Raw genomic sequence first — 25,594 nt, 5'->3', positions numbered from 1 at the left:
ATATGTCGAAAGATAGAACATCTTACCTCTGTACCCTACAAATTTAATTCTACTGAGCTTAGTTCAAAAAGCAAGCGATTTTCGTAATAAAACTACAATAAGTCGATTTTGCGGTTGAATTTGACAACAATGGTAACTAGATGACGTTTGGCAAGGGCGCAAGCAGTGTTGGGGCGGATTGAGACTGCAGCAGATAGGGACGCGGCAAAGCAACGAATCTGCGATGCCCTGCGATGAGCTTCAGCATCTTGACCAACCCTTACAGCTATCGGCCTTGCTCGGTTCCGACCGCACGTCCGTACCGTCCGTACAGATAAAAAAAAGCCTCTGTTTGGCAGAGGCTGTAAAGGGATACCAGGATTTGGGCATGTCACGCCAGATAAGACGGCTGCCCTGACAAAAAGTTCCGTGGTCGCAGTAACTTCTTTGCTGAAAAGTTAATGTGCCTGATCCCAGTTGGCACCGGTGCCGGCTTCAACCAGTAATGGCACTGCCAGCACAGCCGCCTGCTGCATTAAATCAATAATTTGTTGTCGGTAACTGACCAGCTTGTCTGTCGCGACTTCAAACACCAGTTCATCGTGTACCTGCATGATCATCCGGATAGTGCCCGCTTCTTGTTGCGGTAGCCATGCTGCCACTGCCAGCATGGCTTTTTTGATAATATCCGCTGCAGTGCCTTGCATCGGCGCATTAATAGCTGCGCGCTCAGCACCTTTTTTCCGCGCCATATTTTTGCTGTTAATTTCCGGCAAATATAAGCGGCGACCAAACAGGGTTTCGACATAACCTTGGGTATGAGCCTGCTGCCGGGTGCTTTCCATATAGTTCAGCACGCCTGGGAAGCGGGCGAAGTAGGTATCGACATAATGCTGAGCTTCACCCCGGCTGATATCCAGCTGCTTGGCCAGACCAAAAGCCGACATGCCATAAATAAGCCCGAAATTCACCGCTTTGGCGCGCCGGCGTTGTTCTGCCGTGACCTCTGCCAGACTGACACCAAAAACTTCAGCAGCTGTGGCTTTGTGAATGTCCAGTCCCTGTGCAAAAGCATCCAATAACGCCTGATCTTTGGACAAATGCGCCATGATCCGCAGCTCAATCTGGGAGTAATCCACCGCCATAATCTGCATTCGGGCGTCGGCTATAAAAGCTTGCCGGATACGGCGGCCTTCTTCAGTGCGGATCGGAATATTCTGCAAGTTCGGCTCGGTCGAACTGAGTCGGCCTGTGGCCGCAACCGCCTGATGATAAGAGGTATGGACCCGGCCCGTGTTACTGTTGACGCTCAGTGGCAACTTATCGGTATAAGTGGACTTCAGTTTAGCAATAGTGCGGTGCTGCAGGATGACCCTGGGCAATTCATAATTTTCTGCCAGTTCAGCCAGCACTTCTTCCGCCGTTGACGGTATCCCGGTTGGCGTCTTTTTCAGCACGGGTAAACCTTGTTCAGTAAACAAAATTTCCTGCAGCTGTTTTGGTGAAGACAAATTAAACGCTTTGCCAGCCAGTGCATGTGCCTGTTGTTCTAACTGGCTGATCCGTTCTGCCAGATAAATGCTTTGTTGCTGTAACAAGGCCGCATCAATTTTCACCCCACCACGCTCCATCTCGGATAACACCGGTAGCAATGGCATTTCTATCTGCTCAAATACGGCCCGCAAGCCCGGAATTGCCGCAATTTGTGGCCATAACGCCAGATGCAGTTGCAAGGTGATATCGGCGTCTTCCGCCGCATATTCGGCCGCCTTGTCTAACTCAATCTGGTTAAACGTCAGCTGTTTTACCCCTTTGCCCGCGATGTCTTCAAAGCTGATGGTGCTGCGACCGAGATACTTCAGTGCCAGGCTGTCCATATCATGGCGGGAGCCGACGCTGTTCAGCACATAAGATTCCAGCATGGTATCAAAGCGTACACCCGCCAGTCGGATCTGGTAGCTGGCCAGTACACTCATATCATATTTCAGGTTCTGGCCGACTTTGGCCTTGCTGTCGTCTTCCAACCAGGGTTTCAACTGGGCCAGCACCCAGTCCCGATCCAATTGCTGCGGTGCGCCAACATAATCATGGCCAACCGGGATATACCAGGCCTGGCCTGGTGCCGTCGCGACCGAAATACCAACGAGCTCTGCCTGCATATAGTCCAGACTGGTGGTTTCAGTATCCACAGCCACCAGCTCGGTTTGTTGTAACAGCGCCAGCAATTCTGCCAGTTGTTGCTCGGTCAGCACCGTCTGATATCGACTGCGATCAGTCGCAATCTGGGCAGGCTGCGTCTGCGGCGTGCTGTCGTCAGCGTCACTGTTGCTGCTGGCACCCACGGCAGGGCGGACGGTATTAATCGTTTCTGCTGATTTCACTTCAGCCAGCCAGCGTTTAAATTCGCATTGCTGATATAACTCAGCCAGTTTAGCGTAATCCGGGCTTTGCAGATGCAGTTCATTCAGTTGCAGCGGCAACGCCACATCGGTTTTGATGGTGGCCAACTGATAAGACAAACGTAATTGCGACTCAAATTCGCGCATTTTGTCGGCGATAGTTTTACTGCCACGAAAACCCAGCGCAGCAATGTCATCCAGTTGCTGATATAAAGTGTCGATTGAACCCAAGCCCTGCAACAGCGCCTGCGCCGTTTTTTCGCCCACGCCAGGTAAACCCGGAATATTGTCGGCTTTGTCACCCATCAGCGCCAGAAAGTCGATAATCAGTTCAGGGCCAACGCCAAATTTTTCTTTGACACCGGCCGGGTCCAGCAAGGTATCTGTCATGGTATTAATCAGCGTGACATGACCATCCACCAGTTGTGCCATATCTTTATCGCCGGTGGAAATCAATACGTGACGGCCAATGGCACTGGCCTGTGTGGCCAGCGTGCCAATCACGTCGTCGGCTTCAACACCGCTGATGCACAGCAGTGGCAAGCCAAGCGCATGAATAATTTGATGCAGCGGTTCAATCTGACTGCGCAGGTCATCCGGCATCGGCGGACGATGGGCTTTGTACTCTGCATACATGGTGTTGCGAAAGGTCGGGCCTTTGGCATCAAACACCACAGCCATTTGGCTTGGATTGTACTGCCGCAACAAGCTTTTCAACATGTTCACCACGCCATAAATGGCACCTGTGGCTTCACCTTTAGAATTGGTCAGATGCGGTGGCGAATGATAAGCACGAAATAAATAAGACGAACCATCCACCAGGATCAGTGGATCAGCAGGAATTTGGACCATGAGCGTGGCTCCAGTGATTTTTCATTAAGAATGCCACAATAGCCGAATTTCAGCCAGCAAGGATTAAAGCTGCAAATTGTGGATAAAGTGTGGATATGTTTGTGAAAAAAATGCCAGACAACAGTGTGCCTACCTTGGGTGATGAGGCATGTGGTTACGGCTAAGTCATTGATAATCAATTTAAAAAACGAGGGGTAAACTGCAAAGACCCTGGTTATTATTTTGTACTTCCTGTTGTGGAAAGTTTTTTTCCCACGTCATCTGCCCGCAGTAAAGACTCGCATGGGCGGTGATGAATGGCTGAATAGACTACCACAAAGCCAGCTTTTGCAAAGTGAAAAAGCTAAAATAAATTTGTTCAGGAGCGCTTTTTTTCAGTGAACAGGCCGATTAAAAGTAGCCCGCCCGTTGCCTGATCTACAGCAGTAATGGTCCGCGGATGATACAGTATGCAGAGGGGCTTTCACTCTTTGTACAGGCAGGGCTATAATACCCCAGAATTTGTGCGGCTTAATCACCGGGGATCCCGATCAATGAAAAAAATCACATTTGTACTGGCGTTATTCTGTTCAGCCCTGGCCGCTCAGGCGAGCACTGATGATACTGCTGCGGATGCACTGAAACAACGCATCGCGCCTGTCGGCCAGGTCTATTTAGCTGGCGCTGAGCCAGTGGTTGCCAAACCTACGGGGCCACGTACCGGTGAACAGGTCTATCAGGCCGCTTGTTTTGCTTGTCACGGCACTGGTGCATTAGATGCACCGAAAAAAGGGGATGCTGCCTGGAAACCACGTCTGGCTCAGGGTTTAGATGTCCTGAAGAAACACGCCATCGAAGGGATCCGGTCTATGCCCCCGCGTGGTACTTGTGCTGATTGTTCTGATGACGAAATTGTTGATGCTATTAAGTTTATGACTGAAGGCGTCTGAGTCTGAAGCTTGCCAAAAGCCCGCTGCTTGCGGGCTTTTTTGTCTCTGCCAGTGTCTGGATCTGTATGATGGTGGGGTTTACCAGCTGTTCTGCCCTTTGTTACCAGTCTGTTAGTTTTTTTTGTCAACACTTAAGAACAAAATTGTCTAAAAATCACCAACAATGGCTGCAAGAAAGGCTTTTTTCTGCTTAATCTTTGTGCATAATAGAGGCGCTTTCATCCAAGGTCCAACACCGGGCCCATAACTATAAAAAGAGCGCCAGTTGAAGGAACAAACTCAAACCCGTCATAAACCGGTTTCGACAGTTGCGCAGCTTCGGCGGCTGAAGCTATTGCTTGGGCGTTACCGTGATGCTTGTGCCGTGCAGCGTGCCTTGCTGAATTTATCAGAGCTTGCCAGCACCCTGACTGAAATGTCGGAATTTTATCCGGCGATCCACAGTCTGCTGAATCAATATCTGCCGGCTGATAACTTTTATCTGGTGTTGCTGGATGCGATGTCCGGTCATTTCAGGCTGGAATACTTCTCTGATGAAAAAGATCAATTGGATGCCAGCGGTATTGATACCGAAGTGTTTGCCAATGGTCTGACAGGTTATGTCGCCAGACAGAAAAAATATTTACTTTGTGATGAACAGTTATTCCAGCAATTGCTGCAAGCCGGTGAGATCAAGTCGCAAGGCACTCCCAGCCATCATTGGTTGGGCGTTCCGTTATGTCGTGGCCAGCAGTTGATTGGGGTGATGGCCGTACAACTGTATGACAATTCCTATCATTACCGCCAGCGTGATGTCGACCTGCTGTCTGCCATTGCTGGTCATACCCTGACTGCGATTGACCGGGTGACCAGCCGGGAATTACTGGAAGTGACAGTCCGGGAAAGAACTCGGCAACTGCAGAATATTAATCAGTCGTTGCAGCGGGAAATCCGCGAAAGGACCAATGCCGAAAAATTGCAGGCAGCTTTATATAAAATTTCTGAATTAACAGCCAATAACAGTGATATGGCGGGATTTTACCGCCAGGTGCAGCAAATCCTGGCGGGTTTAATGCAGGCTGATAATTGCTATATCGCTTTGCTGGATGAAGACGGGAAAAAACTCAGCTTCCCTTTTTATCTGGACCAGTACTCACCACCGGCACAGGAAAGGCCGTTGCGCAAAGGCTTCACCGAATATGTGTTACGGGTGGGTGAAGCCCGGCTGATTAACCGCGAATTATCTGAGTTGCTGGTGCAGCAGGGTGAAGTATTACGCCTGGTGCAGGAGCCACAACCGGCACCTTTGCCGGTCAGTTGGCTGGGGGCTCCGTTGTTAATCGAACAACAGGCGCTAGGCGTGATTGCCGTGCAGTCCTATGACAACAGTTATTTATACAGTGATACTGAGCTGAATATTCTGAAATTTGTTTCGCAGCATATAGCGGTGGCCATTCAGCGCAAGCTCAATACCGAACAACAAAAACAACACCAGGAAGAGCTGGAACGGAAAATTTTCGAACGCACCCGCGAATTGCGCCAGACCAATTTATTCTTGCGCTTACAGGTCGAAGAGCGGAAAAAAATTGAAGAAAAGCTGTTCCATGAAGCCAATCACGACACTTTAACCGGACTGGCCAACCGCCAGATGTTTATGTTGCAGTTACGCCAGCAATTTGCTTTGCGCAACCGCGAAAGCAAACTACGTTTTGCGCTGCTGTTTATCGATCTCGACCGCTTTAAATTGATCAATGACACTTTGGGTCACCATGCCGGCGATTGTTTTCTGATTGAGGTAAGTCAGCGCTTACTGCGGACGGTGCGGGAGCATGACTTAGTGGCCCGGCTGGGCGGTGATGAATTTGTGGTGCTGCTGACCCAGTTACAGGATGATGCTGATGCTGAGGATGTGGCAGACCGGATCATCGCCGCAGTGAAAGAACCGATGCTGTTCCAGGGGCAACAACTGTATTCCGGTGCCAGTATTGGCATCGCCTGTTACAAAGCTGAATACCAGCAGGCGGATGATCTGTTGCGTGATGCGGATGCCGCCATGTACCAGGCCAAAGCTATGGGTCGTAACCGCTTTGTGATTTTTACCGATACCATGCGAATGCGTCTGTTGCAGGATCTGGATTTGGAACAGGCGTTACGCCAGGCATTAACGGAAAAACAATTTAATCTGGAGTTTGAGCCTATCGTCTGTGCTGACAAGGCGCAGGTCCTGGCTTATGAAGCCAAAGTGTTTTGGGTGCATCCACAGCTAGGCGTGCAGAAAGATTTTAATTGCCAGGCAGCCCAGGCTGGGGTACTGACCGGCATTGAGTTACAGTTATTACAACAGTTGTTGGATCAACTACTGACGGCGCCACAACCGGCGCTGGTGACTGTGCAGCTTTGCTGCCAGCATTTACAGAATCCGCTGCATTTTGACAAATTACAAAAGCTGTTACAGCCCTACCAACCGGTGCTCCATCGGTTAGCGCTGGGTTTTGCTGAATTTGAGCTGCTGAAGCTTAACAGCAGCAATCTGCATTATCTTGGGCAGTTAAAACGGCTTGGCGTGCGGCTGGCGTTGGAAAACTTTGGTGCCGAAGCGATGCCATTAGGTCTGCTGATTCAGTATCCCTTTGATTTTGTTAAGCTGGATGCGGCTTTCTGCCGCAGTCTGGTGCGCAACAGCCAGAAACGGCAAGTGTTGGAATTGCTGCAACAGCTGTCGCACAGTTACAAATTCCGGCTGATTGCCGATGGTGTTGATGATGGCGAAGTACGGCAACTGTTACTGGAATTGGGCTGCTTTATGCAAGGGCGATTAATTAACAGTTTGCTGCAACCCAATCCATCCTCAGTCTTTCTTCAGCAACTGGCGTAATCTTTCCAGGTGCGCCAGTCCGGTTTGCTGGCGCTGAGCTTCCGTTTTCACCGGCGCAGCCTGCGCCCATTCCAGATCATCGCTCGGTAACTCCTGTAAAAACCGGCTTGGTTCGGGTTTGACCACTTCGCCATACTGGCGTCGCTCGCGGGCATAGGTAAAAATCAGTTCCCGTTGTGCCCTGGTAATACCGACATAAGCTAAACGGCGTTCTTCTTCGACATTGTCCTCGTCGATACAGGTTTGATGCGGCAGAATGCCTTCTTCCATCCCGACCATAAAAACATAAGGAAATTCCAGACCTTTTGAAGCGTGCAGGGTTAATAACTGCACCTGATCGGCATCATCGTCTTTTTCGTTGCGTTCCATCATATCGCGCAAAGTCAGCTTAGTGACGACTTCGGCCAGCGTCATGGCTTCGTGATCGGCGTCGCCTTTGAGCATTTCGCTGATCCAGCGATACAACTCATTGACGTTTTTCAGCGCCATTTCGGCTGCTTTGGGGCTGGCACAACTTTCGAATAAATAAGCTTCGTAGCGGCTTTGCCGGATCAGATCCCGTACCGCTTCTGCCGGTTCAGCCCGCAGCGCATTGTCGGCCAGCTCCACCATCCAGCGGGAAAACTCACGCACTGCCGCTAGGCTGCGGGCGGAGAGTTCATCGGATAATTCCGGCGCGCAACAGGCATCAAACAAGCTGATCTGCAGCGAATTGGCCAGGCTGCCAATCCGCTCTAAGGTGGCGGCGCCGATTTCACGTTTTGGCGTGTTGATGATGCGCAGCAGCGCATTGTCGTCATCCTGATTTACCAGCAAGCGTAAATAGGCCATCACATCTTTAATTTCCGGCCTGGAGAAAAACGAGGTGCCGCCGGAAATTTTATAAGGGATGCGGTTGGTCATCAGCGCTTTTTCAAACACCCGCGCCTGATGATTGCCGCGATACAAAATGGCGTAATCTTTGTAATTGCTGCGGTTGATAAAACGATGCGAGATGATTTCAGCCACCACTTTTTCTGCTTCATCTTCTTCGTGTTTGGTTGGCAGCACTTTCAGCGGCACGCCATAGCCCAAGGTACTGAATAGCGCTTTGTCGTACTCATGCGGATTATTGGCGATCAGGATATTGGCGGCCTTTAAGATCCGTTCGCAGGAACGGTAGTTTTGCTCCAGTTTAATCACTTTTAAGCTCGGAAAGTCTTTGCCCAGCAGCACTAGATTTTGTGGTTTAGCGCCACGCCAGGAATAAATCGACTGGTCGTCATCACCGACCACAGTAAAACGTTGCCGCTCGCCAACCAGCCATTTTACCAGTTCATACTGACTGGTATTGGTATCCTGATATTCATCGACCAGCAGATACTGGATTTTTTGTTGCCAGCGTTGCCGCACTTCACTGTTGGCGGCAAACAGCAAAGTAGGCACCATAATCAGGTCGTCAAAATCCAGCGCATTATAGGCCCACAGTTGCTGGGCGTACTGAGCATAATAGTTGGCAAAACTGATGCTCTGCGCATCCATCGCCTGCGCCAGCGCTTGTGGGGGCAGCAGTAAATCATTTTTCCAATTAGAGATTTTGCTTTGTAAGGCCCGCAGTAAATCTTTATCGCCCTGCAAATCGGCTTCGGTCAGTTCTTTCAGCAGCGCCATGCTGTCCTGGTCATCAAACAAGGTGAAATTGGCTTTATAACCAATGGCTTTATGCTCTTTTTTGATGATTTCAAGCCCAAGGGTGTGGAACGTCGAGACCGTCAAACCGCGTAATTTACTGCGATCCAGTTGCTGGCTGATCCGCTCTTTCATTTCACGGGCGGCTTTATTGGTAAATGTGACGGCGGCAATATGGCGGGCAGACATCTCACATTGCTCAATCAGATAGGCAATTTTATTGGTGATAACCCGGGTCTTGCCCGAACCGGCACCGGCCAGCACCAGACAGGGACCGGAGATATATTTGACGGCGGCATCTTGTTGCGGATTAAGTTTCATCACTGACCTGCTGCTGGTAGAACCGAGGCACTGCGCTGAGGGTGTCAGAGGCAGTGCTGTACGAAGGCTGTTAGTTTACCAGAAACTGGCTGGCTTTTATTACGTAACCGTGTTGGTTTGCTGGCCGCAGGCTTGGCTTTTGCCGTGAATACGGGGTTTTATTTAACTTGCAGCTGGCTGGTTTTTTCCGTGACAACGTGGGTTTGTTGCTTGCAGCAGGTTAGTTTTAAAAAGCTTTCGCCTGTGGCGAGTTTCTTTCTTTTGCTTCGCCAAAAGAAAGAAACCAAAGAAAAGGCGACCCCGGATCGCTCGAAAGCCCGCAATAAAATCAGCAGTTTGAGGCAACGCCGCAACTCGCGGACTGCTAGCGTCAGCCCGCTCAAACACTCGGCGTTTTAAAACCTCAAACCACTGATTTTAAAGCGGCTCGCTTACGGGGCTAAAGCTTACTTTGAGCAAATACCGTACATAACGCCCGCATTTGCAGCTGGTTTGGAGCGTAGCGGAAAACCAGTCCGGCAACATGATCTTGTTAGGCATTTGATTATGAACCATGATACCTGGCTGCATTTTTCCATACCGGGTCGTGGTGTAGTTCTAAGCGTGTGCTGCGTAATTCATTCAATTTACGGGAAATCGAATCAACGGTATCTTTAGAATTTTTTAGCCTAGTAAAATAAATTAGAATTTCTCGCTCTCCAAAGTATGTTTCTCTGCCGACTTCAAGCGGAATTGAAACTTTGGAAAGCTCTTCAATTAATATATCTTCCATTCGATTCAGAACTTCAGCTTCATCATCAGTTGGTAATCGGTGGCCTTGCATATCTTCCAGTCTAATTGTTGTGATTAAGCAATAATCATATTCTGATTTACTGACAAAGTACTTTAAACCATCGTTCACACTAATGAAGAATGGGTGCCCTTCAGATTCTCCTTCCACGAGAACCCATTCTTCTTCGGGAAATTCCACATCGCTCTCCTGGCGCCTAAAGTATTTTTCAACGGCTTAGAACCCGCAAGTTGCTGTCGTTTTTTATGACAATTGATGTTTTAAGCTATCCGCTTTTTTGTCTGACTTCAACAAGATATAAACATTAGTTGTGGTTCAGGGAACGGTAAAGAAGGTTTTGGCCCCGTTGAGTGAGCCGCTTTAAAATCAGTGGTTTGAGGTTTTAAGCTGGCGAGTGTCTGAGGTCGCCGACGCTAGCGGCGGCCGAGTTGCGCCAGCGCCTCAAATCATTGATTTTATTGCGGGCTTTCGAACGATCCGGGGTCGCCTTTTCTTTGGTTTCTTTCTTTTGGCGAAGCAAAAGAAAGAAACTCGCCAAAGGCGAAAGCTTTTTAAAATCAGCCAGCGGCAAGCTAGATAAAAAAACCGTCGTGGTCACGACCAAAAATGTCCGACTGCCCCGCAGCTGCGCTCCGGGTCGAGTCAGACCTACGGTATTGACGCACCACACCGTCGTGGTCACGATCATGGTCACGACCAACATGTCCGACCGCCGCGCAGCTGGGCTCCGGGTCGAGTAAGACCTACGGTATCGGCGCACCACACCGTCGTGGTCACGATCGTGGTCACGACCAAAATGTCCGACTGCCGCGCAGCTGGGTTGCCACATGCTGACATTGATATGATTGCTCAATCAAAGACTTCTTTTATCGAGATAGCAGGTTCTCCCACAGGGTAGACATTGAGTTGAAAGCCATGCTCCTCCTTTAAAAAGGAAAATTGCCGTTGGATCGAGCGATCGTCATAAAAATAACCATGACCTAAATTGATTAACTTCACCCAGGGTAACTTTCTAAATGACAGCCATAGCTCGTGCTGTCGGATTTCAAATTCAAAATCGGCAAAACGATGGTGTTTTACCAACTGCGGTAAAGGGAATTGCAGTTGTTCCGGGTAGGCTTGAGCTGTCACAATCCGCTTTACCCACTGGTAGTATTGTTGTTGTGTGGCATTTTTCTGTTGATTTTCCAAGGTGTTTAAGGCCAACAAATAGGCCTGATGAAAAGCTGCCTGTGAGGTTGTTTCTACATCAGGGGTAATGCCTTCTCCCTCTTTGTAAATCTGTTTTGTCAGTGCATTAACCACATCGACCCTGGGCATTCTGAGATAGAAGTCATCATTAACCACAATTGGATCAAAAGCTCTGCCCCCGCCATAAGTTCTTTCACCTACCACAATGGCACGATTAAATGCGCGTAAATGGTAAGTCAGATGCTCTGCCAGACTGAAAGTGGTGCCACTGGTTAAAATGTAAATAGGTTTGTTGAGGTGGCGCTGACCTTGTACCTTTGACATGGTAAACAACAGCTCAGTTGAGTTATTCCATCGTTCTGTTTTAGTTGCAAAGTGTACTGGTTCAGGACCTAAAAAATAACTTAAAAACAACGGCAGAATTCTGCTATTACCGCCACCATTTCGGCGTAGATCCAAAATAATAATTTTGGCTCCTGCCAGCATATTCATGGCCGTTGCAAACATGGGGGCACTTTCATCGACAAAACCGTCAAAATAACTCATTTCTAGGTAACCAACATCGCCATCAAGGAGTCTTACTTGTTGGATACCAAAATTCACGGCTGCAGCAGCTGCCAGTTCCTGTGCATGATTGCTCGCTTGCTGCTTTTGTGCTGTCGGGTTTGTATTTGCTTGTTGCCGAATACGATACCTTTGCACGTCGGTGGGGGAATACACGATACCAATATGGTTATCGCCGGACATGGCTTTGAGCGCTTTCGTTAATTTGGTGGCGAATTCCTTTGGATCCTTGATAGCCGCCATCTTTGACTTGAATTCAGCTTGCCTTAACTCAGTAGCGACTGTCGCAGCTATAGTTGGAGATACAAATTGTGCCTCAACAATATTGGCGACGTCATCGATAATCTGTGTGTTATCGGCGTTGACATGCCAAGTGAAAAGCAAGGCCAGTACGACTAAAAATTTAGTCATGATGAAGCTCCCCTTGGTGAATTCGACTCGTTAACGGACGCTCGACAAATGACTTGTTGGCAGCTGTTAACACCGCCATCAAATCGACGCCAAGCTCTATTGTAAGTGCTGCAAAAACTTTGTCGGCATGCTGTAAATACGTGAGGAGCAATTGGTGTTGTTGTTGACCCAGTGCGGTGAGTTGGTAGTTGGTGCGCCGTTTATCAGAATTATCTTTATCGGCACTGATCACCTGCAGTTTTAAGAGCGTTTTCACACGCTGTGCCGCTAATTGGTGTGGAATGTCCAAACGACGGGCAATTTCCAGTAGAGAGGCTTTTTGCTGGGTTGCTATCAGTACAAGAGTGGACGATGTAATGACAGGAATGATGAGTCCCATACTTTGATAGACAACACCTGCTTGTTTTTCGATCATGGAGACGAAATCAAAAGCCAGCTTCGGCATAAAACTGTAGCCATAACTTTTATACAAACTCAGTTCTTTCATTGAAATTATCCTTGTATGCAACACATTGCGCAATATGTTGCATAAATACTTGGCTGTCAATATATCTCCAGAAACAAAGCTCCTGGCATCGCAATGTTTTTGGCGAAAGCTTTTAAAAAACAGCCAGCTGCAAGCTGAAGAAAACCCCGTCGTGGTCACGACCAAAAATGTCCGACTGCCCCGCAGCTGCGCTCCGGGTCGAGTCAGACCTACGGTATCGGTGCACCAGAGCCTCGTGGTCACGATCGTAGTCACGGCCAACATGCCCACAACCCAGCAACTGCGCTCTGAGTCGAGTCAGATCTCCGGCAAGCTCGGATGCAACCGGGATGAGGCCGGGTCGAGTCAGATCTCCGGCTAGCTCGGATGTAACCGGGTCGAGGCCCGCTCGCGCGGACTTGGAGCGCGAATTCCATCGCATTGGCTTGAAATAATGGTCGCCTGTCGCCATCAAGGCTCGTAGAATGTGTTTTTACTTTGCGGCAACCTGAGGAAGCATCATGTTAGATCCGAAAAAAATTGAAGAAATGGCTCGCCAGATTGGTTCGGCTATCCCGCCAAAATTCCGTGAAGTAGCTGATGATGTGGAAGCGAAAGTAAAAGCGGTATTACAGGCCAAACTGAGCCAACTGGATTTTGTCTCCAGAGAAGAATTTGATGTGCAGCGCCAGGTGTTGTTACGCACCCGCGAAAAATTAGAAGCGCTGGAACTGCAGGTGCAGCAATTAGTTGCGGCCCAACACCCTACCGACGATCACCAAGGCTAATGCTGGCCTCAACCCATGCCATCTGTCGCTGATGGCCAACCGGAGCTGAAAATATGAGTGAATTTGACTTTGATTTAGACCATCTGGACTTTGATAGCGCCATCGAAAACAATGCCAGGCAACAGGAACTGGCTGATCAGGCCGCTGCTGCCGCTGCTGCGTTACCGGACGAAGATGATTGTGCCGGTGGTGCTTGTAAAATATGAAGTACTAGCCGTGCAGCGCTGGAGCTCAGTGTGAGTTATCCAGCGCGTGGCGGTTGGTATCTTAATTCAGGTTAAAAATCACCTGGTCCGCCATAACCGGAAAACATGCCGGTGGCACAATGATTGACATTTTCCCAGGTATTATCCCGGTAGAGCACCCGCGTCACGCAAGCTGTCACTTCATGCATGCTACCTTGCTGATAGCGGCGAAAATCGACATAACACTGGGTGGCAGTACCGCAATTCCACTGTTGGCCCGGCTCTGAATTATAACTCCATTGCACTTCAGCCACTGGCTTACTGCCAACAAACTGAAATAACACGCCTGGCTGCGACACATTAACCGTGCTGGAGCAGAAATCAGGGGTGAGGTGTTGTTGGGTCGGTGTACCACTAATCAGACAAGACACATGATCTGCATAAGCCTGTGTTGTCAGCAATAAAGTCGAAATCATCAGTAGTTTCAAAGCGATCTTCATGGTTGGCTCCCTGGTTAAAGTCCGAACTGGACCCTTCGAAACTAACGGGAACTGGCAAAGCGGTAAACAGGTCGCTTTAAAAGTAAATTTTTAATCATTTTTAAATCAAATATTCTGCAAGTTTTCACCGGGATGGAAACAAAGGTTTTATTTTAATCGTTTAAATGGATTGTGGCGTATTGGTTTAATCATTTTAAAGGATGTTTGATTTGTCTTAATCTGCGCTGGCAGGAAAGAGCTGACCCAGACAGAGGACAAATTATGAAACAACCCACTTTAATCGCGATAGCTGTAATGGCCAGCTTTTCGTTATCCGCCCAGACCCTGACCAAAGATAATGGTGCAGCTGTTGGTGACAATCAGAATTCGCTGACCGCAGGAGCGAATGGCAGCGTGTTATTGCAAGATGTGCATTTGATTCAGAAATTACAACGTTTTGCCCGTGAACGTATTCCGGAGCGGGTGGTGCATGCCCGTGGTACCGGTGCCCATGGTGAATTTGTGCTGACCAAGGCGATCCCTGAGCTCACGCAAGCCAGTTTATTTGCTGAAGCTGGCAAAAAGACGCCTGTCTTTGTCCGGTTCTCCACCGTGATCCATGGCAATCACAGCCCGGAAACTCTGCGGGATCCGCGTGGTTTTGCCACCAAATTTTATACCGATCAGGGCAACTGGGATTTAGTGGGTAACAATCTGCCGGTGTTTTTTATCCGCGATGCCATCAAGTTTCCCGATATGGTGCATTCGTTAAAACCATCACCAGTAGACAATCTGCAGGACCCAAACCGGGTGTTTGATTTTATGTCGAATGACCCGGCGTCGACCCATATGCTGACGCAGGTTTATTCCGATCTGGGGACTCCGGCCAGTTACCGTGAAATGGACGGTTTTGGCGTGCATGCATACAAATTCATCAACGCTAAAGGTGAAGTGCGTTATGTGAAGTTTAACTGGCGCAGTCAGCAGGGCATTCGTAGCCTGGATCAAGCTCAGGTCAGTAAAGTCCAGGCGATGGATTTTAATCACCTGACGCGGGATTTATATCAAGAAATCAATGCCGGTAATTATCCAAAGTGGGATTTGCATATTCAGATCCTGACGCCGGAGCAATTGGATGATTTTAGCTTCAATCCGCTGGATGCCACCAAAATCTGGCCTGGGGTACCGGAAGTGAAAGTCGGTACTATGACGCTGAACCGGATGCCAGCCAATTTCTTCCAGGAAACTGAGCAGGCGGCTTTTGCGCCAGCCAATCTGGTGCCTGGCATTGAACCTTCGGAAGACCGTTTATTACAAGGCCGGATTTTTTCTTACAGCGACACCCAGTTATACCGGTTGGGGGCCAACCATCAGCAGTTACCCATTAACCGGCCTTTAGTCGAGGTGGTGAGTCACAATCAGGATGGGTCGATGAACTACGGCAACCGGACTTCGAATGTCAATTACGAACCGAGCCGGCTGGAGCCGAAAGCCAGTTTGCCAGCAGCCAGAGCCGCCAACACTGTGTTAAGCGGCACAGTGCAGCAGCAGATGATTGCTAAAACCGACAACTTCAGTCAGGCCGGTGCTTTTTACCGCGGTCTGAGTAAACAAGCGCAGCAAAATCTGGTGCGTAACCTGGCGGCTGACTTGTCCGCAGTGCGGGATAGCAACACCAAACACATCATGTTGTCGCATTTTTATAAAGCCGACGCCGATTATGGCAAGGCGCTGACCCAAGCGGTGCAGGGTGAGTTGACGCTGGTGCAGCAACTGGCCAGCAAACTCTAACCTGAAGATATGCAAGGCGCGACCGGCAGGACGGTTGTTTTAGTCTGGTGAAGTTGCAAGTCCTGCGAAACTCGGTGGCTCTTTCCTGCAAAAAAAGAGTGAGTTTCGCAGGCATTTTAGGCGGAGAACGTGATGAAGATGTGCAATCGAGTGCTGTTGAGTGCTTTGGTATGGTTGACTTTGAGTGTGCAAGCGGCGCCGCAGACTGAGGGAACCGCGACTACAGCCGCCACTGCAGCGCAGGCGGCGCAATTGCAGCAGTATTTTTTTGCCGCCGCCAGAACCGGTGAAATCAGTGTGTTACAGTATTTTGTTGCGGCAGGTTACCCGGTCAATGCTACCAATCCACAAAGTTACACGGCGCTAATGGTCGCGGCATATTCCGGTCAGGCTGAAGCAGTGCAATTGTTATTAACAGCTGGGGCTGATGCTTGCCTGCGCGATAAACGGGGTCATACCGCGCTGATGGGCGCCATGATTAAAGCGGAGTGGGCGATAGCCCGCACTTTATATGCCAAAGATTGTGATGCCACCAATCCGGCGGCGGCAACTGCAGCAGTGACTGACAAACAGCAGATGACTGCAGCGCAATTTGCACAAATTTTTGGCCAGAGTGAGAAGTTTCAGGCGCTGACGCAGTCAGCAGCAGCGCCCACTGAGGTCAGTACGGCCAAAGCTGCAGTGGCCGCCAGCGCAGCAGCAAAGACTCAACCGCGATAAGCTGTGACTTTAATTTCAATTTTCCAGGCCGGATCTGCCAGCCGGGCTTCTACAGTGGCCCTTGCTGGCGCCTGACCTGACGCCACCCACTGATCCCAAGCCATATTCATGCCGTTGTAGTCGGCCATATCTGCTAAGTAAATCACCGCATCGACAATGGCGGTTTTATCAGTGCCGCAGCTGGCTAACAGCTGATCGAGTTGCGCCAGCACATCGCGGGTCTGGGCGACAATATCGCTATCGGTCTGATGAGGCACCATGCCGGCACAGAAAATAAAACCACCGGCAATCACGGCTTCAGAATAACGCTGACCAGGTAACACTCGTTCAATTGGCATGTTTTGCTCCTGTGAGACCGCAGCGGCTGCGGCAAATGCAGCTGGCAAGCTTAACCTGTTTCCACCTGGCTGGCTATTCGGTCCGACCATTCGGTGTCACCGGCAGGTTGGACCCTTCGTTGGTACCGTCAGGTGAGACCATTCGGTGGGACCTTCAGTGCTGGTCAGTTGCCAGTTTAAACGTCAGCTGTTTGCCGGGTTGGCTGGTATCAATTAAATCATAAGGTTGCATTGCCGGCACCGCCTGTTGGATTTGTTGTTCCAGTCCATCCAGTTGGCGTAGTTGCTGGCAAATGGCCTGCCCCCGTTGTTCCAGCCCTTTGCCTTTTGCCTGCATCTGCTGTTCAATTTGTTGACCGAAGTTAGCCATCTTTTTGCCAAATTCGGCCATCCGTTGCTCAAAATTACCATTGCCTTGCATCATGGCTGAGCCCATGCTCATCATCACGGCACCACTAAGTTGCGCCATTGACTGCTGCACTGCTTGTTCAATCTCGCGTTCAAGTTTGCCATCTGGTTGATTGATTTGACTGCCATACAAATGAATTTCATCGCCTTTGGTCACCACCAGTTGATCGATATGCGTTTTCAAACCCGCAATCGCCTGATTGACCGATGCCTGCAGTGGCTGGCTATTGACGCCAAGTCCGCTGATGACTTCGCTGGCACTGTCATTGGCCAGTTGCAGCGCATCGGCCACCAACACCACAGTGGCGCGGCTTTGCTGGCGCAGACCGGCCTGATATTGTACTAACGCTTGTTGGGTCTGAGCGTCGGTGCTGAGCTGGCGGTCATCCAGCCACAGCTGACCTGAGTTATTAATTTTCCATAAGGTTTGATTGCCACGTTGCATTTGCACTGCAGTGGGCGCTATCACTAAATCATCTTTAAATTGCAAAGAACATTGTGTGTTGTCTGCCAGTACAGGCATGGCGACAACAGCAAACAAGGCGGTGCTGAGTAATATTTTCATCCGGAATTCCTTATGGGGGGCATTGCCTGGAAAGGCAAGCTTGATGCCAAAATTAACACATTGATTATGAACGTAATTTTAATAAGCGTTGCCACTCATCCAGATGAAACTGGTGAATTCAGCCAATTATTAGCCATTTTGACTGGTGACTACAACTGCAGCTATGTCGGCTAATTAGCTCTTTATAACGAAAACGAATAAAAAGGAAAGATCGATTCTTTCAGAATTATCCGTATAGACGGCTAAAATGCCTGCAATTGATTCGACATAGGTGTTGTTATGCTTCTGGCTTCACTGACCGCACAGGCAAGTCCGCTGAGTGCGCAGCAAGTTAAAGATTTACAGGCGCTGGTCAGCCAGCTGAATCCAATCCAGCAGGCCTGGGTCAGTGGTTATCTGGCCGCGGCGGCACAGTTGGCCGGACAAGGCACAGGACCGGTCGCGCCGGCTCAGGTCGCGGAAGCGGCAACTTTAACGATTTTATATGCTTCGCAAACCGGTAATGCCAAAGGCGTGGCCAGTAACATCAAAGCGGCCGCTGAAAGTCAGGGCCTGGCCGTGGCACTGCAGGATATTGCCAGTTATAAAACCAATGCGCTTACAAAAGAAAAATACCTGATTATCGTCACATCCACTTATGGCGAAGGCGAGCCACCAGAGGCGGCGGTCAGTTTTCATAAATTCCTGTTTGGCAAAAAAGCGCCAGCATTACCGCAGTTGCATTACGCCGTATTGGGGTTAGGTGATAGCTCTTATGACTTGTTCTGTCAGACGGCGCTGGATTTTGACAACAAGCTGGCGACATTAGGGGCGCAACGCTTACAGCCTGTCGCACTGCTGGATGTCGACTATGCCGCCGAGGCCAGTAGCTGGCAGCAACAAGCTTTAGCACAGTTCGCCCCCTTATTGACGGCGGCCAATAGCGCGCCGACGGCGCAAGTGATTGCCTGGCCAGGTGTGAGCGAATCGTCCCACAGTTTATACAGCAAGCAACAACCGCTGCTGGCCGAATTAGCGGTGAATCAGAAAATTACCGGCCGCCATTCCAGCAAAGATGTCCGGCATCTGGAGGTTTCGCTGGCCGATTCTGGCCTGACCTATCAGCCAGGTGATGCGCTTGGCGTTTATTTCAGCAATGATCCGGCTATGGTCAGTGCCATTTTGCAGGCAACTGGTATTGCGCCTGACACTGCGGTGACCTTAGATGGCAGCAGCTTAGATATTGCAACGGCGCTGACGGATAAGCTGGAATTGACGCAGTCTTATCCTTCTTTTGTCGAAAAATATGCGCAAGCCACCAGTCAGCCAGAGTTACAACAATTGGCTGCTGATAAAGCGGCGCTGCGGGAATTTTTAGCTGCGCATCAGACGCAGGATGTGATTTTGCAATACCCGGCTGCGTTGTCAGCACAACAACTGGTTGATAGCCTGCGCCGGCAACAACCGAGGTTATATTCGATTGCCTCCAGTCAGGCTGAAGTCGGCGAAGAAGTGCATTTAACCGTCGGCGTGGTGCGGTATGACGCTTTTGGCCAGCCACATCTGGGCGGCGCTTCCGGTTTCCTGGCCGATCGACTGGCCGAAGGCGGCAAACTGCGGGTGTTTGTCGAGCATAATGATAATTTCCGCCTGCCAGCGCATGACACCGCAGTGATTATGATTGGTCCTGGGACTGGTATTGCGCCATTCCGTGCTTTCCTGCAGGAGCGGGATAACGCCGGTGCCACCGGGCAAAACTGGTTATTCTTTGGTAATCCACATTTCACCCAGGATTTTTTATATCAGGTGGAATTACAGGATTATTTAAAACGCGGTGTGCTGAGCAAACTGGATGTGGCCTTTAGCCGCGATCAGAGCGAAAAAGTCTATGTGCAGCATAAGTTGCTGGCCAAAGGGGCGGAAGTCTGGAGTTGGTTAGCACAGGGCGCTCATTTGTATGTCTGTGGTGACGGCAGCAAAATGGCTAAAGATGTGCACCAGGCGTTACTACAAATCGCCCAAACTTATGGTGGTTTGAGCGAAGACGCTGCCGCTGATTACCTGGAACAACTGCGTGAAACTAAACGTTATCAGAAGGATGTCTATTAATGAGCCAATATCCAATTAACCCTGAGCTGCAAGTGCAGGGCGCCTTGTCTGATAACGAGCGCTTAAAGGCCGAAAGCCAGCATTTACGCGGGACTATAACTACAGATTTGAAAAACGAAATTACCGGTGGTTTTGTCGGTGATAACTTCCTGTTGGTGCGTTTTCACGGCATGTATCAGCAAGATGACCGCGATATCCGCGCCGAACGCGCCGAGCAAAAACTGGAACCGCTGCATAATGTGATGCTCAGAGCGCGGATGCCGGGTGGCATTATCAAACCTGAGCAGTGGCTGGCTATTGATAAATTTGCCAGCGAAAAAACCCTGTATGGCAGTATCAGGTTAACCACCCGGCAGACTTTTCAGTTCCACGGTGTGTTTAAACCCAATATCAAACCCATGCATCAGATGCTGCACAGCATTGGCATTGATTCGATTGCCACCGCCGGTGACGTCAACCGCAATGTGCTCTGTACTTCCAACCCGGTGGAATCAGTACTGCACCAGCAAGCCTATGCATGGGCAGTGAAAATTTCTGAGCATCTGTTGCCAAAAACCCGTGCTTATGCCGAAATCTGGTTAGATGAAGAAAAAGTCGAAACCACCGAAATTGAACCAGTGCTGGGCGATACTTATTTACCGCGTAAGTTTAAAACCACAGTGGTGATCCCGCCGCATAACGACATTGACGTGCATGCCAACGACTTAAACTTTGTCGCCATAGCCGAAAACGGCCAGTTGGTCGGTTTTAACGTGCTGGTCGGTGGAGGTCTGGCCATGACGCATGGTGACAAAGGCACCTATCCCCGTCGCGCTGAAGACTTTGGCTTTATTGGCCTTGAGCATGTGCTGAAAGTGGCGGAGCATGTCGTCACGGTGCAACGTGATTATGGTGACCGGGTCAACCGCAAAAATGCCAAAACCAAATACACCATTGACCGCATCGGCGTGGACGCTTTTAAGCAGGAAGTGGAAAAACGCGTTGGCGTGCAGTTCCAGCCGAGCCGGCCTTATCAATTTACCCATCGTGGCGACCGCTTTGGTTGGGTTGAAGGCATTGATGGCAAACATCATTTAACGCTGTTTATCGAAAACGGCCGCTTGCTGGATTACCCGGGTAAACCGCTGAAAACCGGCGTGTCGGAAATTGCCCGTATCCACAAAGGTGATTTTCGGATGACCGCCAATCAGAACCTGATTATTGCCGGGGTGGCGGCGGAAGATAAAGCGCAGATTGAAGCTATTGCCCGCAGCCATGGTCTGATTGAAGACAGCGTCACAGAACAGCGCAAAAATTCGATGGCCTGTGTGTCGCTGCCGACTTGCCCACTGGCGATGGCGGAAGCGGAGCGTTATCTGCCAACTTTAGTCACCCATGTTGAAGGTATTCTGGCCAAACATGGTGTGGCCGATGATCATATTATCCTGCGGGTGGTAGGTTGCCCGAACGGCTGTGGTCGCGCCATGCTGGCCGAAGCCGGTTTAGTCGGTCGTGGCCCTGGCAAGTATAATTTGTATTTAGGCGGTAATACTGCCGGTACCCGCATTCCAAAACTGTATCTGGATAACGTGGCCGAAGCAGACATTCTGGCGGCACTGGACACGCTGATTGGCCGCTGGGCCACGGAGCGCAGCGCCGGCGAATGTTTTGGTGATTTTGTCATTCGTATGGGTGTGGTGGCAGAAGTGAAAGTCAGTAAAACCGATTTCCATGCCTGAACTTGAAACCACAACTTGCTGCAACTTTGCGCATGCTGTTATTACCGTATGCGCTGCTGGTGCTAAAGAGTAAATGATGAGTAAATACCTGCAGTTATTAACCCTAGATGCCGCTACCCAGCACAGCTTGCTGAGCGAACTAAATCAACTACTGACGCCGCTCAGCGCAGCGCAGCGCATCGAGTTTGCCCTGCACGAATTACCGGGCAAGCATATGCTGAGTTCCAGCTTTGGCATTCAGGCTGCGGTGATGTTGCATCTGTGCACCAGCGTCAAGCCGGATCTGCCGGTGGTGCTGACGGACACCGGTTATTTGTTCCCGGAAACTTACCGTTTTATCGATGAGCTGACCGACAAGCTACAGCTCAATCTGCACGTGTATCGCAGTGCGCTCAGTCCGGCCTGGCAGGAAGCTCGCTTTGGGAAGCTCTGGACCACGTCTGAGGGGTTAAAACAATATAATCAACTGAATAAAGTTGAGCCTATGGTCAGGGCGCAGCAGGAACTGGCAGTGCAAAGCTGGTTTAGCGGCTTGCGCCGTAGTCAGAGTTCGACCCGCGCTGACACGCCTATTGTCAGCGTGCAACGGGATGTGGTGAAGTTTTGTCCTATCGTTGAATGGAGCAATAAAGACATTCACTATTATTTAAAAGATCACAACCTGCCGTACCATCCGTTGTGGGAGCAGGGTTATGTTTCCGTGGGTGATACCCACTCCAGCCGGCCGCTGGAACTGGGGATGACGGAAGAAGAAACCCGTTTTAATGGCCTTGGCCGCGAATGTGGCCTGCATGTGGCGGGCGATGGCATTTAATGGCAACTGACGGCCAGCTATGGCCGGTCGCTGCTGCCATACAAGCCTACCGATAAATTATTTGCAATAACACAAAACTTTTTTCACATCTGTTGCGACCAAGCCGTGAATTAACCCTTTCATCGCCTGGAAAACTTCAATGCTGACTAAAAATTTATCTGCTTTTATCCTGTTCATAAGTGCTGTTGCACAACCATTTAGCGCCAGTATCGCCAGCCCGCGGCTGCCCTCGCCACAAGAGCAACCAGCGGCCACCAGCTTGAACCCGGCGCAACTGCAAGCCGATTTACAAAGTCTGCAAGATTTTATCGCCGCCACCCATCCGGATATCGCGCATTCTGCTGATCCTGCACAATTGGCGCAGGTTTTTGCTGAGATGGCCGCCAGTCTGACGCAGCCAATGAGCGCCAACCAATTCTGGCAATTGACCGCTAGTCTGAATCCGCTATTTAATGATGGCCACTGGTCAGTGAATTTGCCGGCAGCAGACAGTGATATGACGCAATTGATTGCAACAAGCGGTGGGGTGTTTCCACTGGAAGTGCATGTCAAGCCTGATGGCGAATTGGTGGTGCTGGCGCTGGCGGGTGGGGCGGACACGCCATGGCGTGGTGCCAGCATTGAACGTATTAATGGGATGCAGGCGTCCGAGCTCAGCCGGCAATTGCTGGCGCTGCGGCATGGTGATAATCCGCTGAACCGCGCCAACTTGTTGGGGCCAGCGTTTCAGTTGTATTACGCGACAGTGTTTGGCACGCCTGCCGAATTCAGCTTACAACTGCGGCAACATGGTCAGTTGACCAGCATCAAGCTACCCGCCAGTACCAAAGCTGCAGTACTTGGTAAAACCAGTGAAAAATTTGCCGAAAATTTTAGCTTCCGGTTGTTGGATGCCAACACAGGTTACCTGCAACTAAGCACCTTTAACTGGCCTGATGAACAGCAAATTGGCACTTTTACCCAGCAAGCCTTCGCCAAAATGAAACAAGCGGGTGCCAGCAAGCTGATTATTGATGTGCGGGAGAATCGGGGTGGCAATGATACCGCCTGGCTTGACCATGTGATGCCTTATCTGGCGGACCGGCCCTATCGGGTGGGGTCGTCGAACAAGAAAAAAGTTATCGCCAGTCGCGCCAGCGCCACTGAACCGGCCGGTCTGGTGCTCGACAACGAGTTTGATACCTGGTATCAACCTGCGCTGAGTAATCCCCTGCGTTTTAGCGGCAAAGTGGTGGTGCTGACTGGTCGGCGGACTTATTCGTCGGCGGTGCTGTTTTGTAATGTGCTGCAGGACTTTGGTTTTGCCACGCTGGCTGGCGAAGGTTCGTATGCCCGAGCCCGCACCACCGGCGGTATTCAGTTCGCTACTTTGCCGCATAGCCAACTGAAGATTATCGTACCGAGGTTCTGGGCTGCACGGCCAGCGGGTGGTTTTAGCACAGAATTGCTGACACCAGACTGGTTAATGCCAGATCCAGTGACAGCACCAGATCAACTGGTACAGGCCGTACAGGCCAGATTCGCAGACCAAACCAACTAAATGGTTCCAGGCCACACGGCAGTCATTTGGCTGCCAGTTGTGTCAGCATGTTCAATTTAGCCTGATAACGCGTTTTATCAGCCGGTTCATAGCTATAGCTTAAGGCGCTGAGGCAATCAGTTTGCGGTCATCATCGACCGCATCATCATCATCGTTGCTGGCTTGCTCTGCTTTGAAAGCAAAATCGAACCAGACATAAGGATTGTCGTCTTCCATCAGCATGAAATTTACATTGCCAACTGGCATTGTCACCCGGCAAATCCTGGTTCCATCGCTTGAATAGTTGCCAGCCTCTGACTTTGTCGGCACAATCGGCGACAAAATTTAATCACAGGAACAGTGCGCTGATGACTTCAACTCCTTCTGCCGGTTTTCGGTTTGGTTTGGTCCCGCAAATATTGCTGGGTATTTTTTGTGGTATTGCGCTGGCCAGTTGGTCGGCAGAAGCCGGTCAGGCGGTGGCGATGCTGGGGGCTTTGTTTGTCAAAGCATTAAAAGCGATTGCGCCTATTCTGGTGTTTATTTTAGTGGCTTCTTCGATTGCCAACCGCAAAATTGGTGGTGCCAGCAAGATGAAACCTGTGCTGGTGTTGTATCTGACCGGCACTTTTTTAGCGGCGCTGACAGCGGTAGCAGCCAGTTTCTTATTTCCAACCACCTTGGTACTGGCGGGCACGGCAGATGCGGTGACACCGCCGGAAGGGATCAGTCAGGTGCTGAAAACTGTGTTAATGCAGGTGGTGGATAATCCGATTAATGCCTTGCTGACCGGCAATTTTATTGGCGTACTGGCCTGGGCTATTGGTCTGGGATTGGGTTTACATCATGCCAGTAAAACCACCAAACAAGTATTTGCCGATGTCTCGCACGGTATTTCGATGCTGGTGACTTTTATTATCCGGCTGGCACCTATTGGTATTTTTGGTTTAGTCGCCGAAACAGTCGCTACCACAGGTTTTGCCGGCCTTGCCAGTTTCGGTCAGTTACTGGCCGTGTTAGTTGGCTCTATGTTGTTGATTGCGCTGGTGGTAAACCCGCTGCTGGTGTTTGTCACCACTCGGAAAAATCCTTATCCGCTGGTGCTGACCTGTTTACGGGAAAGTGGTATCCCAGCCTTTTTTACCCGCAGTTCGGCAGCCAATATTCCGGTCAATATGATGCTGGCGGAAAAACTTAAACTGGATGAAGACACCTATTCGGTTTCTATTCCGCTCGGGGCGACCATCAATATGGCTGGTGCCGCTATTACCATTACGGTGCTTACGCTGGCGGCTGTGCATACGCTCGGCATTGAAGTTGATTTTGCCACCGCCATTTTACTCAGTATTGTGGCATCGATTTCCGCCTGTGGTGCTTCTGGCGTGGCTGGTGGTTCCTTGTTATTGATCCCATTGGCCTGTGGTTTATTTGGCATCTCCAGCGATGTCGCGATGCAAGTGGTCGCCATCGGCTTTATTATCGGCGTGGTACAGGATTCCTGCGAAACCGCCCTCAATAGTTCCACCGATGTGGTATTTACCGCTGCGGTTTGTCAGGCCGGTTTGCAAGAGTGATCACCATAGACCGGTTGTTGCGCTTGCAACGGCCGGTCGAGCTTTTTCGACCATCCGCGCTATGCTAATTCCATTTAGTTATATCTGAGTGCAATCCCTTCTTGGATTCAGGACGTTTAGACGTCTAATATTCGGCCTGTATGAGAAAACAGCGGCAATAAGGAGACCACTCTGTCCAATGCC

22 protein-coding genes are annotated in these 25,594 nt (G+C 50.2%); 12 read left to right on the top strand and 10 right to left on the bottom strand.

Annotation, left to right across the window (positions count from 1 at the left end):
• Positions 1-437: 437 nt before the first annotated feature.
• A complete protein-coding gene (gene polA, locus AC53GJ_RS20950) occupies positions 438-3,230 on the bottom strand; it encodes a DNA polymerase I (protein ID WP_496730344.1) in 2,793 nt (930 codons plus the stop codon).
• A gap of 533 nt (positions 3,231-3,763) precedes the next feature.
• Between polA and AC53GJ_RS20945 the strand changes: the two genes are divergently transcribed.
• Together AC53GJ_RS20945 and AC53GJ_RS20940 are read left to right on the top strand one after the other, a co-directional pair.
• Entirely contained in the window at positions 3,764-4,159 is a 396-nt protein-coding gene (locus AC53GJ_RS20945; protein ID WP_496730343.1) for a c-type cytochrome, read from the top strand.
• Positions 4,160-4,424: 265 nt separating this feature from the next.
• Positions 4,425-7,013: a sensor domain-containing diguanylate cyclase gene (locus AC53GJ_RS20940; RefSeq protein ID WP_496730342.1), complete on the top strand. Its 2,589-nt coding sequence runs from the start codon at positions 4,425-4,427 to the stop codon at positions 7,011-7,013.
• Here AC53GJ_RS20940 and rep read toward each other — a convergent pair.
• The 5 genes from rep to AC53GJ_RS20915 form a co-directional block, all read right to left on the bottom strand.
• The gene (gene rep, locus AC53GJ_RS20935; protein WP_496730341.1) at positions 6,987-9,002 is read right to left on the bottom strand and encodes a DNA helicase Rep; all 2,016 of its coding nucleotides are present in this window, start codon (positions 9,000-9,002) and stop codon (positions 6,987-6,989) included. The genes AC53GJ_RS20940 and rep overlap by 27 nt on opposite strands.
• A gap of 544 nt (positions 9,003-9,546) precedes the next feature.
• Positions 9,547-9,972, bottom strand: a complete 426-nt coding sequence (locus AC53GJ_RS20930) for a DUF695 domain-containing protein (RefSeq protein WP_496730340.1) — start codon at positions 9,970-9,972, stop codon at positions 9,547-9,549.
• A 202-nt stretch (positions 9,973-10,174) separates the two neighbouring features.
• Entirely contained in the window at positions 10,175-10,495 is a 321-nt protein-coding gene (locus AC53GJ_RS20925; protein ID WP_496730339.1) for a hypothetical protein, read from the bottom strand.
• Between the two features lie 146 nt (positions 10,496-10,641).
• On the bottom strand, positions 10,642-11,958 hold the full coding sequence (locus tag AC53GJ_RS20920; protein ID WP_496730338.1) for a S41 family peptidase: 1,317 nt from the start codon (positions 11,956-11,958) through the stop codon (positions 10,642-10,644).
• The gene (locus tag AC53GJ_RS20915) at positions 11,951-12,445 is read right to left on the bottom strand and encodes a hypothetical protein (protein WP_496730337.1); all 495 of its coding nucleotides are present in this window, start codon (positions 12,443-12,445) and stop codon (positions 11,951-11,953) included. Before AC53GJ_RS20915 ends, AC53GJ_RS20920 begins: the two co-directional genes overlap by 8 nt.
• A gap of 500 nt (positions 12,446-12,945) precedes the next feature.
• On the opposite strand from AC53GJ_RS20915, the gene ubiK reads away from it, so the two are divergent.
• Together ubiK and AC53GJ_RS20905 are read left to right on the top strand one after the other, a co-directional pair.
• Entirely contained in the window at positions 12,946-13,212 is a 267-nt protein-coding gene (gene ubiK, locus AC53GJ_RS20910; protein ID WP_496730336.1) for a ubiquinone biosynthesis accessory factor UbiK, read from the top strand.
• 53 nt (positions 13,213-13,265) lie between these two features.
• Complete coding sequence (locus tag AC53GJ_RS20905; RefSeq protein WP_496730335.1) at positions 13,266-13,418, top strand: hypothetical protein; 153 nt, start codon at positions 13,266-13,268, stop codon at positions 13,416-13,418.
• A gap of 71 nt (positions 13,419-13,489) precedes the next feature.
• Here AC53GJ_RS20905 and AC53GJ_RS20900 read toward each other — a convergent pair whose 3' ends face one another.
• Entirely contained in the window at positions 13,490-13,897 is a 408-nt protein-coding gene (locus AC53GJ_RS20900; protein ID WP_496730334.1) for a hypothetical protein, read from the bottom strand.
• Positions 13,898-14,158: 261 nt separating this feature from the next.
• On the opposite strand from AC53GJ_RS20900, the gene AC53GJ_RS20895 reads away from it, so the two are divergent.
• Together AC53GJ_RS20895 and AC53GJ_RS20890 are read left to right on the top strand one after the other, a co-directional pair.
• A complete protein-coding gene (locus AC53GJ_RS20895) occupies positions 14,159-15,667 on the top strand; it encodes a catalase (protein WP_496730333.1) in 1,509 nt (502 codons plus the stop codon).
• A gap of 132 nt (positions 15,668-15,799) precedes the next feature.
• Positions 15,800-16,387, top strand: a complete 588-nt coding sequence (locus tag AC53GJ_RS20890) for an ankyrin repeat domain-containing protein (protein WP_496730332.1) — start codon at positions 15,800-15,802, stop codon at positions 16,385-16,387.
• Here AC53GJ_RS20890 and AC53GJ_RS20885 read toward each other — a convergent pair.
• Together AC53GJ_RS20885 and AC53GJ_RS20880 are read right to left on the bottom strand one after the other, a co-directional pair.
• Positions 16,375-16,725, bottom strand: coding sequence for a RidA family protein (locus tag AC53GJ_RS20885; RefSeq protein WP_496730331.1), 351 nt, complete (start codon positions 16,723-16,725; stop codon positions 16,375-16,377). The genes AC53GJ_RS20890 and AC53GJ_RS20885 overlap by 13 nt on opposite strands.
• A gap of 154 nt (positions 16,726-16,879) precedes the next feature.
• The gene (locus AC53GJ_RS20880; RefSeq protein ID WP_496730330.1) at positions 16,880-17,698 is read right to left on the bottom strand and encodes a DUF2884 family protein; all 819 of its coding nucleotides are present in this window, start codon (positions 17,696-17,698) and stop codon (positions 16,880-16,882) included.
• A 12-nt stretch (positions 17,699-17,710) separates the two neighbouring features.
• Between AC53GJ_RS20880 and AC53GJ_RS20875 the strand changes: the two genes are divergently transcribed.
• From AC53GJ_RS20875 to AC53GJ_RS20855, 5 genes are all read left to right on the top strand, one after another.
• Positions 17,711-17,872 (top strand): hypothetical protein, encoded by a 162-nt coding sequence (locus AC53GJ_RS20875; RefSeq protein WP_496730329.1) that lies wholly within the window; start codon positions 17,711-17,713, stop codon positions 17,870-17,872.
• A gap of 105 nt (positions 17,873-17,977) precedes the next feature.
• Positions 17,978-19,786: an assimilatory sulfite reductase (NADPH) flavoprotein subunit gene (locus tag AC53GJ_RS20870; RefSeq protein ID WP_496730328.1), complete on the top strand. Its 1,809-nt coding sequence runs from the start codon at positions 17,978-17,980 to the stop codon at positions 19,784-19,786.
• Positions 19,786-21,504 carry an assimilatory sulfite reductase (NADPH) hemoprotein subunit gene (gene cysI / locus AC53GJ_RS20865; protein ID WP_496730327.1) on the top strand — a complete coding sequence of 573 codons (1,719 nt, stop codon included), beginning with the start codon at positions 19,786-19,788 and terminating at the stop codon, positions 21,502-21,504. Before AC53GJ_RS20870 ends, cysI begins: the two co-directional genes overlap by 1 nt.
• A 73-nt stretch (positions 21,505-21,577) precedes the next feature.
• Positions 21,578-22,318, top strand: coding sequence for a phosphoadenylyl-sulfate reductase (locus tag AC53GJ_RS20860; RefSeq protein ID WP_496730326.1), 741 nt, complete (start codon positions 21,578-21,580; stop codon positions 22,316-22,318).
• A gap of 139 nt (positions 22,319-22,457) precedes the next feature.
• Positions 22,458-23,858, top strand: a complete 1,401-nt coding sequence (locus AC53GJ_RS20855) for a S41 family peptidase (protein ID WP_496730325.1) — start codon at positions 22,458-22,460, stop codon at positions 23,856-23,858.
• A 99-nt stretch (positions 23,859-23,957) separates the two neighbouring features.
• Here the strand turns inward: AC53GJ_RS20855 and AC53GJ_RS20850 are convergent, their stop codons facing one another.
• Positions 23,958-24,110, bottom strand: a complete 153-nt coding sequence (locus AC53GJ_RS20850) for a hypothetical protein (RefSeq protein WP_496730324.1) — start codon at positions 24,108-24,110, stop codon at positions 23,958-23,960.
• 95 nt (positions 24,111-24,205) lie between these two features.
• Here AC53GJ_RS20850 and sstT point away from each other — a divergent pair, with 95 nt between their 5' ends.
• A complete protein-coding gene (sstT, locus tag AC53GJ_RS20845) occupies positions 24,206-25,411 on the top strand; it encodes a serine/threonine transporter SstT (protein ID WP_496730323.1) in 1,206 nt (401 codons plus the stop codon).
• Positions 25,412-25,594 lie beyond the last annotated feature (183 nt).

This window comes from Rheinheimera sp. B2H12 (assembly GCF_059620065.1).
This window is presented reverse-complemented; position numbering and strand designations above follow the sequence as displayed.